This window comes from Bacillus cereus group sp. N14 (assembly GCF_016483555.1).
Taxonomy (GTDB): Bacteria; Bacillota; Bacilli; order Bacillales; family Bacillaceae_G; genus Bacillus_A; species Bacillus_A wiedmannii.
In genome coordinates this window covers 330,589-343,680 of sequence record NZ_JAEHBQ010000001.1, presented here as the reverse complement: position 1 = coordinate 343,680, position 13,092 = coordinate 330,589, and the positions used below count along the sequence as shown (strand labels likewise).

The window sequence follows — 13,092 nt, the reverse complement described above, 5'->3', positions numbered from 1 at the left end:
AAGTATGTGGACGGTTTTTTTGTATGTTATACAGAGGAAAATTATTTTTTAACGAATACGTTGTTCAGTTTGACTATCAAAGAAATGTGCTTTATTCATATCAAATGCTAGTTTAATTTGATCTCCAGGTGAAAATGTATGTCTTGCATCAACACGTGCTGCAAAATCTTGATCTCCAAGTTTCATATATAAAATAGATTCAGCACCTAGTAACTCAGCAACTTCGATTTTTGTTGTGAAGGCAGTAGATTGTGAAGCTTCTAAAAATAATAGTTCATCATGAATGTCTTCAGGACGAATACCTAAAACAATTTCCTTATTTACATAGCCTTGTTCACGTAACATCTTCATTTTTCCTTCAGTTACTTTGACTTTTAATGAATTATCTATAACGAAATCGGTTTCAGTCAATTTACCACGGAAGAAATTCATTGCTGGAGAGCCAATAAATCCACCAACGAAAATATTTTCAGGTGTTTCATATACTTCTTTTGGAGTTCCGATTTGTTGAATCTTTCCGTCTTTCATAACAACGAGACGTGAAGCCATTGTCATTGCTTCTGTTTGATCATGTGTTACGTAAATTGTTGTCGTTCCAAGACGGTGATGTAATTTAGAAATTTCTGAGCGCATTGCAACACGTAATTTAGCGTCTAAGTTGGATAAAGGTTCATCCATTAAGAACACTTTCGCGTCTCGAACAATTGCTCTCCCTAACGCAACACGTTGACGTTGTCCACCAGATAACGCTTTCGGTTTTCTATCTAAATATTGTTCCAGTCCTAAAATTTTTGCTGCATCTTTCACACGACGATCGATTTCATCTTTTGGTATTTTTCTAAGTTTTAATCCAAATGCCATATTATCATACACACTCATATGTGGATATAAAGCATAGTTTTGGAAGACCATTGCGATATCGCGATCTTTTGGAGGGACATCATTCATTAGCTTACCATCAATTGAAAACTCTCCTTTTGAAATATCTTCAAGTCCAGCCACCATTCGTAATGTTGTAGATTTTCCGCATCCAGAAGGACCGACAAATACGATAAACTCTTTATCTTGAATGTGTAAATTAAAATCTGTTACAGCTGTTACATTATTATCATATATTTTATAAATGTTTTCTAATTTCAATTCTGCCATGGTATTGCCCCCTAGAAAAAATTATGCAAACGTTTTCTTTGAGTTCATTATAAACTAATAGATTCAAAAAATAAACAAAAAAATAAAACGTTTTCATTTATTAGAGGAATATTAGTAATTTGCGTATGTTTTCTTAGAAAAATAAGAATAAAAGTTGTAAGCGCTATTTTAAATTAAGATAGAATCTGTTATCATTCATTAATGAAAACGTTTGCGCCTTAAAAAAGAGAAAATCGAATTATTAATGAAATGGGGTAGCATAATGGAAAAACAGTGGTGGAAAGAAAGTGTAGTATATCAAATTTATCCTCGTAGCTTTATGGATAGTAACGGTGATGGTATTGGGGATCTTCGTGGGATTATTTCAAAGCTAGATTACTTAAAAGAATTAGGGATTGATGTCATTTGGTTATCACCGGTCTATGAATCTCCAAATGATGATAATGGTTATGATATAAGTGATTATTGTAAAATTATGAATGAGTTCGGAACAATGGAAGATTGGGATGAGCTATTACATGAAATGCATGAACGTAATATGAAACTTATGATGGACTTAGTTGTTAACCATACTTCTGATGAACATAATTGGTTTATTGAATCACGTAAATCAAAAGATAATAAATATAGAGATTACTATATATGGCGTCCTGGAAAAGAAGGGAAAGAGCCGAACAACTGGGGAGCAGCTTTTAGTGGATCTGCATGGAAGTATGATGAAATGACAGATGAATATTATTTACATCTGTTTTCTAAAAAACAGCCGGATTTAAATTGGGATAATGAAAAGGTAAGACAAGATGTTTATGAAATGATGAAGTTTTGGTTAGAAAAAGGAATTGATGGCTTCCGTATGGATGTTATTAATTTTATTTCTAAAGATGAGGGGTTACCAGCTGTTGAAACCGAAGAAGAGGGGTATGTTTCAGGTCATAAGCATTTTATGAACGGTCCAAACATTCATAAATATTTACATGAAATGAATGAAGAAGTATTGTCTCATTATGATATTATGACGGTTGGTGAAATGCCTGGTGTAACGACAGAAGAAGCGAAAATGTATACTGGGGAAGAACGAAAAGAACTGCAGATGGTATTCCAATTTGAACATATGGATTTAGATTCGGGAGAAGGCGGAAAATGGGATGTAAAACCATGCTCACTTCTTACTTTAAAAGAGAATTTAACGAAGTGGCAAAAAGCATTAGAGCATACAGGGTGGAATAGTCTGTATTGGAATAACCATGATCAGCCACGCGTTGTATCTCGTTTTGGTAATGATGGAATGTATCGCATTGAATCTGCGAAAATGTTAGCGACGGTGCTTCATATGATGAAAGGAACACCGTATATTTATCAAGGAGAAGAAATCGGAATGACGAACGTTCGATTTGAATCGATTGATGAATATCGAGATATTGAAACGTTAAATATGTATAAGGAAAAAGTGATAGAGCACGGTGAAGATATAGATAAAGTAATGCAGTCTATTTATATAAAAGGCCGAGATAATGCTAGAACACCGATGCAGTGGGATGATAAAGATCATGCTGGATTCACAACAGGTGAGCCTTGGATTACGGTAAACCCTAATTACAAAGAAATCAATGTGAAACAAGCGATCCAAAATAAAGATTCAATTTTTTATTACTATAAAAAATTAATTGACCTACGCAAAAATAATGAAATAGTTGTGTACGGATCATATGATTTAATATTAGATAATAATCCTTCTATTTTTGCATACGTAAGAACATATGAAGAAGAAAAACTTCTTGTTATTGCAAACTTTACGGCGGAAGAATGTGTATTTGAATTGCCTAAGGACATTAGTTATAGTGAATCAGAGTTATTAATACACAATTACGACGTAGAGAGTGGATCGATAGATAACATTGTATTACGTCCATATGAAGCGATGGTATTTAAATTAAAATAAGAAAAATCCTTATGCCACACCTTGGCATAAGGATTTTTTATTACCATTTTAAGATTGAGAATCCATATGGAGGAAGTGTAACTTGTAATACACTTGCTTCCGCTGAAAATTCTTCATTTGTATAAATGTTAATGATTTTCTTTCCAGTAACATGGAGAGGGAGTGAAGCTGTAACATCACTATTATTCGGATTTAAAACGAAAAAGATAGTTTCATCTTCATATGTTTTCGTATAAGAAATATAATTATGTTCATCATTTGCTTCGATGAATTGGAAAGTACCATGTCCTCCGAATGCTTTATATTGCTTTCGTAATGAAATTAATGTTTGTATATGTGTAAATAATAGATGATCTTGTTCTTTCGTATCCCAAACCATACATTTGCGACAATCTGGGTCCATACCGCCGTCCATACCAATTTCGTCTCCATAATAAACACAAGGAGAGCCGATGAAGGAAAGATGGAATACATAAAGTAACTGTAACTTATTTTTATCTCCATTACATGTTGTCAATATTCTTGGTGTATCATGACTGTCTAACAAATGAAACGCTGCTTCATTTACATTCATAGAGTAGGAATGTAGAGATTCTGTAATTTGTTTCATAAATTCATTTGCTTTAATGGAATCATTAGCAAAGTAAGACAGTAGAGCGTTTGTAACAGGGTAGCTCATTACAGCATCAAATTGATCTCCTTGTAGCCATGGAAGTGCATCGTGCCAAATTTCTCCTAAAATATATACTTCAGGATTTAATGCCTTTATCTCGCTTCGGAATTCTCTCCAAAAGCTGTGGTCTACTTCATTTGCTACATCAAGGCGCCAACCGTCTATATTGAATTCTCTTACCCAATAACGCCCTACTTCAAGTAAGTATTCTTTTACATCTGGGTGTGCTGTATTTAATTTAGGCATATACGGTGTAAACGCGAAAGTATCATAATTCGGGAGTGGATCCGTTACAATTGGAAATTCATGAATATGGAACCACTCTTTATAAGCAGACTTCTCACCGTTTTCTAGTACGTCTTGGAATTTATCGAAAAAGTATCCACTATGATTAAACACGGCATCGAGCATTACTTTTATACCGTGTGTATGACATGCTTGAACGAGTTCTTTGAACGTTTCTTTCGTCCCGAATTGCGGATCGATTTCCATGTAGTCAATTGTGTCATATTTATGGTTTGAATGTGCTTTGAAAATAGGTGTGAAGTATATTCCCGAAATTCCAAGCTTAACAAGGTAATCGAGGTTTTGAATAATACCAGCAAAATCTCCGCCGAAAAAATTAGTTGGAGTTGGCTCAGCGCTTCCCCAAGGAAGAGTGTTTTCTGGATTTAGTGCACGATCTCCGTTAGCGAACCGTTCTGGGAAAATTTGATACCAAACAGTGTCTTTAATCCAAGAAGGTGCTTGAAACACATCATTTGCATGAATAAATGGCAAACAGAAAAAGTTACCAACGTCATCATTTGGAATACTGGAAAAAAATCCTCGCTCTGCATAAATAAGCGTTTCTGTATCATTTTTTAATTCGAATCCATAACGTAAGCGCTTAAATTTTGGCTCGATGGAAATGGACCAATAATCAAACAATGCAGTAGAACCAGTTTTTTTCATCGGTATACTTGATGTAATCCATTTCCCTTCTTTCCATTCATAAGGATCACCGTAAATAAGAGTGGCGCTTTGAACATCTTCTCTTTTCGTACGTATTCGGATGTGAATCGTTTTTTCATCGTAAGCGTATGCGTAATTATCTTTTGGCCTATGATAAATAGCTTCTTTAAGCATATAGAAAATCCCCCTTTAATATCTCCATGCATATTGTTCCCTTACGTATAATAATAAAGTATATGTTGCAAACGATTGCTTTTTGCATAGCTTTAATATTGCTTATAAGAGTAGTATTCATTTCATATAAAGTCAATGTATAAAGAGTGTAGTAATAATATTTTAAAATTAATATTTGCAAAATGAATAAAAGAATGTATAATGATAGACAAATAGCGCAAACGTTTTCATAGATTGAGATATTGTTTGTGCTTCTATTAAACCATTTAATGCAAACGTTTTCAATTAGTAAGGTACATATACAATTTAGGGAGGTTTTTGGGATGAAGAAAGCATTATCATTATTAACGGTTTCAGCATTATCAATTGGTATGTTATCTGCATGTGGACCGAAAGATTCAGGGAAGAAAGAAGAAAGTAAAGCGAAGAAAGATTACGATCTTCTCGTTTGGGAAGATGATAAAAAAGGTGTTGGTTTAGAACCAGCAGTGAAAAGTTTTGAGGAAAAATATAAAGTAAAAGTAAAAGTCGTTGAAATGCAAATGACAGATCAAGTGAAGAAGTTACGCCTTGATGGACCAGCGGGGACGGGACCAGATGTTGTAACATTGCCACATGATCAAATTGGAAACGCAGTAACAGAAGGTTTACTTTCTGAAGTGAAAGCTGATGATGCTGTGAAGAGTAGATTTACTGAATCATCAATAGAAGCACAGACATATAACGGAAAATTATATGGTTTACCAAAAGCAATTGAGACACCAGTCTTTATTTACAATAAAAAATTAATGCCAAAAGCACCAGAAACGATGGACGAGCTGTTTAACTTCTCAAAAGAATTTACGAAGGATGGCAAGTATGGATTTTTAACACTAGGAGATAACTTCTACTTTGCTAATGCATTCATGGCAGGTATGGGTGGTTATGTGTTTGGTGAAAAAGATGGAAAGCCAAATGCAAGTGATGTTGGATTAAATAATAGTGGGGCAGTACAAGGTGCTGAATATCTTCAAAAATGGTACAAAGAAAAGTTATTCCCGAAAGGTATTATCGGTGAATCTGGTGGACCTGCTGCTGATGGACTATTTAACGAAGGAAAAGCAGCATCTATCATGAATGGTCCATGGGCGTTCCAAGCAATGGAAAAGAACGGAATTGATTATGGCGTTGCTCCAATGCCGAAATTACCAAACGGTCAACCAATGAAAACATTTGTTGGGGTTAAAGGGTGGCATGTAACAAGTTTCTCTAAACAAAATGATTTAGCTACAAAGTTCACTGAATGGGTAACAAATGAAGAGAACGCAAAAATTCGATTTGAGAAAACAAAAGAAATTCCTCCAGTAAAAGCAGTAATGGAAGATCCAATCATTAAAGATAATGAAGCTGCAAAAGCAGTTGCAACACAATCTGAAAATGGAATTCCAATGCCGAACATTCCAGAAATGCAAGAAGTATGGAAACCAGCTGGAGATGCGCTTCAATTAGTTGTTACGGAAAAAGAGGCACCAAAAGCAGCACTTGACAATGCAGTGAAGCAAATTAAAGGTAATATTGAGGCAAATCATAGTAAGAAAAAATAAGGTGAAATTCGTGCCTCTCATATGAGGGGCATGAATTCTCTCCCAGAAAAAAGGGGGAAGGAACATGCAAACATCTATGGAACCAGCAAACGGTTTAAACGGTTCAAAGCATAGGAAAATGGCAACCATGTTATCTATCATTCCAGGCGTGGGCCAAATGTATAATAAGCAATTTGTAAAAGGTCTTATTTTTCTAGTATTAACAGGTTCATTTATTGTAGCCTTTGCTGATTTATTAAATATGGGATTATGGGGAATTGTAACGCTAGGTACAGAAGTTCCACGTGATCATTCTGTCTTTCTATTAGTAGAAGGAATCTTGGCACTCATCGTCATCGTTTTTGGACTCGGAATATATGCATTTAATTTATATGATGCATACCAAAACGGGAAGAAACGTGATATAGGAACACCTTTAAACTCTGTAAAAGAGCAATACCGTAATTTACTAGATCAAGGTTTTCCATATTTAATGGTTTCACCAGGTTTTCTATTACTTATCTTTGTAGTTGTATTTCCAATCATCTTCGTAATTTTAATTGGATTTACGAATTATGATTTATACCACTCTCCTCCAGCTAAATTAGTAGATTGGGTGGGCTTCAAAAACTTTATTGATATCTTTACATTACCGATGTGGAGAGAGACATTTTTAAGCGTATTTTCTTGGACTGTCATTTGGACATTCGTTGCAACGACGTTACAAGTTGCGCTTGGTATTTTCTTAGCGATTATCGTGAATCAGCCTGGTATTAAAGGGAAGGCAATTATTCGAACAATCTTCATTTTACCGTGGGCGGTTCCAGCATTCGTATCTATTCTTGTTTTCTCTGGTATGTTTAATGAGACATTTGGAGCAATTAACAATCAAGTATTAGCTTTATTTGGAATCGAAAAGATTGCTTGGATGACAGATCCATTTTGGGCAAAAATCGCTTTAATTATGATTCAAACATGGCTTGGATTCCCGTTCGTCTTTGCAATGACAACAGGCATACTGCAATCGATTCCAGGGGAGTTATATGAAGCTGCTACAGTAGATGGAGCTACAGCTTGGCAGCAGTTTCGTAAAATTACATTGCCACTTGTTCTATATGCAACAGCACCAATATTAATTACGCAATATACGTTTAACTTTAATAACTTTAGTATCATCTATCTATTTAACGGCGGAGGTCCTGCTGTAGCTGGACAAGACGCAGGTGGAACAGATATTTTAATTTCATGGATTTATAAGTTAACGATGACTTCGGCGCAGTACGGGAAAGCGGCAGCTCTTACAATGATCTTATCGTTAATCGTTATTACAGTTGCGTTATGGCAATTTAAGAGAACAAAATCATTCCAAGAAGAGGATATGATGTAAATGAATATTAAAAGACAAAAGATGTTACGTCTCTCATTAAGTTATCTCGTTATTTTCGTAATGTGTGCCATCATTTTCTATCCATTATTATGGATTATTGGCTCATCGTTTAATCCGGGTGATAGTTTATCTGGATCAAGTATTATTCCGCAAAATGCAACGTTAGATCATTATCGTAAGTTATTAGATTTAGAGAATAGTAATTATTTACTATGGTATAAAAACACATTAAAAGTAAGTGTTATAACGATGATTTTCTCAGTGTTAGCAATTAGTTTTACTGCTTATGCATTTTCAAGATACCGTTTTGTTGGAAGAAAAAATGGTTTATTAACGTTTTTAATTCTGCAAATGATTCCGAACTTTGCGGCGTTAATCGCTCTATACGTATTGGCACAGTTAACAGGGTTAATCGATACGCACCTTGCATTAATTTTAATTTATGTAGGTGGGGCAATTCCAATGAATACATGGCTTATGAAAGGATATTTTGATACGATTCCGAAAGAATTGGATGAGTCAGCTCGTATGGATGGGGCAGGACATTTCCGTATTTTTTGGCAAATCATTATGCCACTTGCAAAGCCAATCGTAGCAGTTGTGGCGTTATTCACTTTCATCGGTCCATTTACAGATTTCATTTTAGCGAGTGTTATTTTGCGCACACCAGAAAATTATACGTTAGCAGTTGGGTTATATGAAATGGTAGCGAAGAAATTTGGTAATGAATTCACAACGTTCGCAGCGGGTTCAGTATTGATTGCAATCCCAATTTCAATTTTATTCCTATCACTACAAAAATACTTTATCTCTGGTTTAACTGCTGGGGGTACGAAAGGATGAAAAATGGGACATTACGTCCCATTTTTCTTTTCATCTCCCTATAAAAAATTTTATAGGGAGATGAAAAGAGATTTGACATCACATATGAAAAGAAGTGAAATAAATAGTATATTATAGTATAGGAAAAAAGGGCTATATCCCTTACAATACATGGAGAGGGAGAATATGATAGGATTTACAAGATAGAATCAATGAAAGTTTATGTCTTCTCCTATTACTTGCAACGGGTGCAAGATTAAAATATATAACAAAATGGCAGAGAAGTGAGAGGAGGGGGATTTTTATGACAGTTACAATTAAAGATGTGGCGAAGAAGGCAAATGTAGCACCATCTACCGTTTCTCGTGTAATTGCTGATAATCCAAGTATAAGTGAAAAAACAAAGCGTCGTGTTCGGAAAGTAATGAGTGAACTAGGGTATCATCCCAATTTAAACGCAAGAAATCTAGCTAACCAAACAACAAAAACACTTGGTCTTGTTATGCCAAGTTCTGCAAGTAAAGCTTTTCAAAATCCGTTTTTCCCAGAAGTTATAAGAGGGATTAGTTCATTTGCACATGTAGAAGGGTATGCGCTTTATATGTCGACAGGTGAAACGGAAGATGAAATTTTTAATGGTGTTGTAAAGATGGTACAGGGGCGCCAAATTGGTGGCATTATTCTTTTATATTCAAGAGAGAATGATCGGATTATTCAATATTTGCATAAACAAAATTTCCCGTTTGTTTTAATTGGGAAACCGTATGATCGAAAAGATGAAATTACATATGTAGATAATGACAATTATACAGCTGCAAGAGAAGTAGCAGAATATTTGATTTCATTAGGTCATAAACAAATCGCGTTCATCGGCGGTGGATCAGATTTACTTGTAACGAGAGATCGTTTGGCTGGTATGAGTGATGCTTTAAAATTAGCGGACATTGTATTACCAAAAGAGTATATTTTACATTTTGATTTTTCGAGGGAAAGTGGTCAACAAGCCGTTGAGGAGTTAATGGGACTACAGCAACCACCGACAGCAATTGTGGCAACGGATGATTTAATTGGACTTGGTGTGTTAAGTGCTCTTTCTAAAAAAGGATTCGTTGTACCAAAGGATGTTTCCATTATAAGCTTTAACAATGCTTTATTATCAGAAATTGCGAGTCCGCCACTTTCGACAGTTGATGTGAATATTTATCAACTAGGATATGAGGCAGCAAAAGCTTTAGTGGATAAAGTAGAGAATGCGGAGTCTACTGCAAAGTGTATTATTATTCCTCATAAATTACTAAAGCGCCAAACTTGCGATCGTTATGCATAAAAAAGCTAAGAGTTTAACTCTTAGCTTTTTGTTGTAGAAAGGCCTCTAATCGATCACAGCCTTCTTTTAAAGTTTCAATACTATACGCATAGGACAAGCGAAGATAGCCTTCACCATATTCAGAAAATGCAGTTCCAGGAACGACAGCTAGTCCAGCTTCTTTGACAAGGTCAAGTGCAAAATCAAATGATGAAGATGTTAAATGACCAACATATGGGAATAAGTAAAATGCACCTGTTGGCTTTTCAACTGTTAAGCCCATTTGAATGAGTCGATTATATACATAATCGCGGCGTTTCTTGTATTGATGACGCATCATTTTTGGTGCATCTTTAGCAGCTGTTAATGCTTCAATTGCAGCATATTGAGCGATTGAAGTAGCACACGTTACGTTGTATTGATGAACTTTTAGTATATGTCCTGCTAAATAGCTTGGTGCGAATAATAGACCGATACGCCAGCCAGTCATAGAATGAGATTTTGATAAACCGTTAATGACGATAGTCTTTTCACGCATTTCTGGGAAATGAGCGATAGATGTATGCTTTTGTTCATATACAAGTTCGCTATAAATTTCATCAGAAAGGACGAAAATATTTTTATCTTTTAAAACAGTTACAATATCCTGTAATTCTTCTTTTGATAAAGTTACACCAGTTGGATTAGAAGGATACGGCAGTACGACGCATCTTGTTTTTTCTGTAATAGCATTTTCTAGCGCTTCGGCTGTTAAACGGAAGCCAGTTTCACGAACATCGATAAAAATAGGTGTAGCACCGCATAGTCGAATAATTGGTTCGTATCCTGGATAAATAGGGGCAGGTAAAATAACTTCTGTTCCTGGCTCTAAAATTGTTCGAAATGCAATATCAATTGCTTCACTGGCACCGATTGTAACGATGGTTTCGTTTTCAGGTGAATACTGTAAATCGTAGTTATCTTTTACAAAGTTACAAGCTGCCTTGCGTAATTCTAGTAAACCAGCGTTATGTGTATAGCTTGTATAATTTTCTGTAATAGCCCGTTTTGCCGCTTCTTTTACGAGAGAAGGTGTAGGGAAATCGGGTTGTCCAATTGTTAAAGAGATAAGATTATCATAGTTTTGAATCATGTTAGAGAATTGACGGATTCCAGAAATTTGGATGTCCTTCACTCTAGGGTTAATGAATTGTTCCATTGTATCTCCCTTTCTTCCGTTTGAAAATTAAGTTCATTTTAACATATTTTCTATGATTTCGCTTGTGTATATGTTATGTAGAAAGAGAGGGATAATAGAAAAAAAGCCGCTGTAAGCGACTTTTTAATATCCGTACTCCCAATCTATTTCATCTTCATTCCAAAGTACAGAGGATACTTTGCCAAGGTGAACAACTGATTCATTCACAGCACATGTGCAATTTTCTTCTCCGGTTTTATGCTGTAATTCTTCATATACTGATTTTTCAACATTTTCTAGAACGACCAAATTTTCTTCTTTTAAAACAAGCGTAGTACCCGCCATATTTATCTTCCTCCTACTAAAATAATGATCACTTATTTGTAAACATAGATAGTATGGATTATATGCTGTATTTTGCTATAGTTGTCCGTCTCATGAAGTATTTTTTATTTTCTTTGTAATCCGTATTCATTGTATACTGTCGGGCAGAAATTTGGTACAGGGTTTACATTCATTTCGAAAATCTGTAACAATTATTATGTGTTGTTAACAAAGAATTAACAAATATGTTAAGAAAAATCAAAATTTTAAAACAAATAAACCCGTAAAATGATATAATCATATCAAAATACATATAGGGGATGAGAGGCTATGGAGCTGATCCGTGATTTAATGATCCAAATTGCCATCATTATTTTGCCACTATTTTTATATGAAGCGATTCGTTTAAATCGTTATCAAGAAATGCCTCCGAAGCCGAACCGCTACTTTATTATGTTTTTATCCAGCATTACACTCATTCTCTCCATGACATACTCTATTTGTTTTGGTGACATTTGTGGGTATAATTTTCACCCAATCCCGATTGTTAGTGGTTTTTTATATGGTGGGATTGTTGGTTTAATCCCGGCCGTTATTTTTGTTGCATATGAATGGGCGCTAAAGGGAATGAGCCTTCTTCCAGTCATAGAAGTAATATTTCTATTGATAGTTCCATTATTTTTATCAAAGAAATGGTCTCTATTTTCAAGGGATAAGAAGCTAATTTTAGCATTTATGATTTCATCACTATACGTACTTGTTTCTTTAGTGATTGGCATGATTAACGTTCTGTTAGAAACGGGGTTTACACCACATATTTCACACTTATATAGCGGATATATATTTGCTTCGCTTACTATGGTTATGACTATGGTATTTCAAGTGTACTTAACAGAATATTTAAATGAAAATGCAATACTACGTACAGAGATGCAAAAGTCAGAAAAGCTTAATATTGTAAGTGAGTTGGCAGCAAGTGTTGCACACGAGGTTCGAAATCCACTCACTGTTGTTCGTGGTTTTATTCAATTGTTAGAAAGTACGGAAGATGTGAAAAATAAGGATTATATGCGTCTCGTATTAGCCGAATTGGATCGGGCAGAACAAATTATTTCAGATTATTTGAATTTAGCAAGGCCACAAATTGAGAAAAAAGAACACATTTGCTTATCCGCTCAATTAATAGAAATGACAACTCTTATGTCATCATTTGCTGCGATGCAAGGTGTATATTTGCAAGTTGAGATTTCTGAAAGTCTTTATACGATCGGTGATAAGACGAAATTGAAGCAAGCTATTATGAATGTTGTTAAAAATGGTATTGAAGCAATCCAAGGAAATAAAGGATATCTAAAAGTAACGGCTATGCAAAAAGATGAAACGATAGTAATAAGAGTTAAAGATAGTGGTGTTGGAATGACGAAAGAACAGTTAGTAAGACTGGGACAACCGTATTATTCTTTAAAAGAAAAAGGGACAGGATTAGGGCTTATGGTAACATTTAGTATTTTACAAGCGCATAATGGTACGCTGGAATATAAAAGCGAAAGTGGGAAAGGAACTGAAGCGATTATTATATTGCCAGCTGTAAGAAATAAGGAATAAAAGTTACCGATGGAAGGTAA

Annotated in this window: 10 protein-coding genes; 6 read left to right on the top strand and 4 right to left on the bottom strand. The window is 34.9% G+C overall.

Features of this window, described 5'->3' with window-relative positions; all coding sequences use genetic code 11:
* Nucleotides 1-48 precede the first annotated feature (48 nt).
* Nucleotides 49-1,149: an ABC transporter ATP-binding protein gene (locus tag JDS82_RS01685; RefSeq protein WP_000818929.1), complete on the bottom strand. Its 1,101-nt coding sequence runs from the start codon at nucleotides 1,147-1,149 to the stop codon at nucleotides 49-51.
* 262 nt (nucleotides 1,150-1,411) lie between these two features.
* Here JDS82_RS01685 and malL point away from each other — a divergent pair, with 262 nt between their 5' ends.
* Nucleotides 1,412-3,088, top strand: a complete 1,677-nt coding sequence (malL, locus tag JDS82_RS01680) for an oligo-1,6-glucosidase (protein WP_000415185.1) — start codon at nucleotides 1,412-1,414, stop codon at nucleotides 3,086-3,088.
* A 40-nt stretch (nucleotides 3,089-3,128) separates the two neighbouring features.
* Here the strand turns inward: malL and JDS82_RS01675 are convergent, their stop codons facing one another.
* Complete coding sequence (locus tag JDS82_RS01675) at nucleotides 3,129-4,889, bottom strand: alpha-glycosidase (RefSeq protein ID WP_048565664.1); 1,761 nt, start codon at nucleotides 4,887-4,889, stop codon at nucleotides 3,129-3,131.
* 323 nt (nucleotides 4,890-5,212) lie between these two features.
* On the opposite strand from JDS82_RS01675, the gene JDS82_RS01670 reads away from it, so the two are divergent.
* From JDS82_RS01670 to malR, 4 genes are all read left to right on the top strand, one after another.
* Complete coding sequence (locus JDS82_RS01670; protein ID WP_000709925.1) at nucleotides 5,213-6,472, top strand: extracellular solute-binding protein; 1,260 nt, start codon at nucleotides 5,213-5,215, stop codon at nucleotides 6,470-6,472.
* 64 nt (nucleotides 6,473-6,536) lie between these two features.
* Complete coding sequence (gene malC, locus JDS82_RS01665; RefSeq protein WP_001194989.1) at nucleotides 6,537-7,838, top strand: maltosaccharide ABC transporter permease MalC; 1,302 nt, start codon at nucleotides 6,537-6,539, stop codon at nucleotides 7,836-7,838.
* Entirely contained in the window at nucleotides 7,839-8,681 is an 843-nt protein-coding gene (gene malD / locus JDS82_RS01660) for a maltosaccharide ABC transporter permease MalD (protein WP_001022607.1), read from the top strand. It abuts the gene before it with no gap.
* Nucleotides 8,682-8,964: 283 nt separating this feature from the next.
* Nucleotides 8,965-9,987, top strand: a complete 1,023-nt coding sequence (gene malR / locus JDS82_RS01655; RefSeq protein WP_000219037.1) for a maltose operon transcriptional repressor MalR — start codon at nucleotides 8,965-8,967, stop codon at nucleotides 9,985-9,987.
* Nucleotides 9,988-10,000: 13 nt separating this feature from the next.
* Here the strand turns inward: malR and JDS82_RS01650 are convergent, their stop codons facing one another.
* Nucleotides 10,001-11,164 (bottom strand): aminotransferase A, encoded by a 1,164-nt coding sequence (locus JDS82_RS01650; protein ID WP_000434595.1) that lies wholly within the window; start codon nucleotides 11,162-11,164, stop codon nucleotides 10,001-10,003.
* A gap of 123 nt (nucleotides 11,165-11,287) precedes the next feature.
* Nucleotides 11,288-11,488 carry a hypothetical protein gene (locus tag JDS82_RS01645; protein ID WP_000929285.1) on the bottom strand — a complete coding sequence of 67 codons (201 nt, stop codon included), beginning with the start codon at nucleotides 11,486-11,488 and terminating at the stop codon, nucleotides 11,288-11,290.
* 309 nt (nucleotides 11,489-11,797) lie between these two features.
* Here JDS82_RS01645 and kinB point away from each other — a divergent pair, with 309 nt between their 5' ends.
* Entirely contained in the window at nucleotides 11,798-13,072 is a 1,275-nt protein-coding gene (gene kinB, locus JDS82_RS01640; protein ID WP_000420379.1) for a sporulation sensor histidine kinase KinB, read from the top strand.
* Nucleotides 13,073-13,092 lie beyond the last annotated feature (20 nt).

What these genes read in the sequence shown, in the direction of transcription:
- JDS82_RS01685 (WP_000818929.1), bottom strand. Translation starts at nt 1,149, where the DNA reads ATGGCAGAATTGAAATTAGAAAACATTTATAAAATATATGATAATAAT.
- malL (WP_000415185.1), top strand. Translation starts at nt 1,412, where the DNA reads ATGGAAAAACAGTGGTGGAAAGAAAGTGTAGTATATCAAATTTATCCT.
- JDS82_RS01675 (WP_048565664.1), bottom strand. Translation starts at nt 4,889, where the DNA reads ATGCTTAAAGAAGCTATTTATCATAGGCCAAAAGATAATTACGCATAC.
- JDS82_RS01670 (WP_000709925.1), top strand. Translation starts at nt 5,213, where the DNA reads ATGAAGAAAGCATTATCATTATTAACGGTTTCAGCATTATCAATTGGT.
- malC (WP_001194989.1), top strand. Translation starts at nt 6,537, where the DNA reads ATGCAAACATCTATGGAACCAGCAAACGGTTTAAACGGTTCAAAGCAT.
- malD (WP_001022607.1), top strand. Translation starts at nt 7,839, where the DNA reads ATGAATATTAAAAGACAAAAGATGTTACGTCTCTCATTAAGTTATCTC.
- malR (WP_000219037.1), top strand. Translation starts at nt 8,965, where the DNA reads ATGACAGTTACAATTAAAGATGTGGCGAAGAAGGCAAATGTAGCACCA.
- JDS82_RS01650 (WP_000434595.1), bottom strand. Translation starts at nt 11,164, where the DNA reads ATGGAACAATTCATTAACCCTAGAGTGAAGGACATCCAAATTTCTGGA.
- JDS82_RS01645 (WP_000929285.1), bottom strand. Translation starts at nt 11,488, where the DNA reads ATGGCGGGTACTACGCTTGTTTTAAAAGAAGAAAATTTGGTCGTTCTA.
- kinB (WP_000420379.1), top strand. Translation starts at nt 11,798, where the DNA reads ATGGAGCTGATCCGTGATTTAATGATCCAAATTGCCATCATTATTTTG.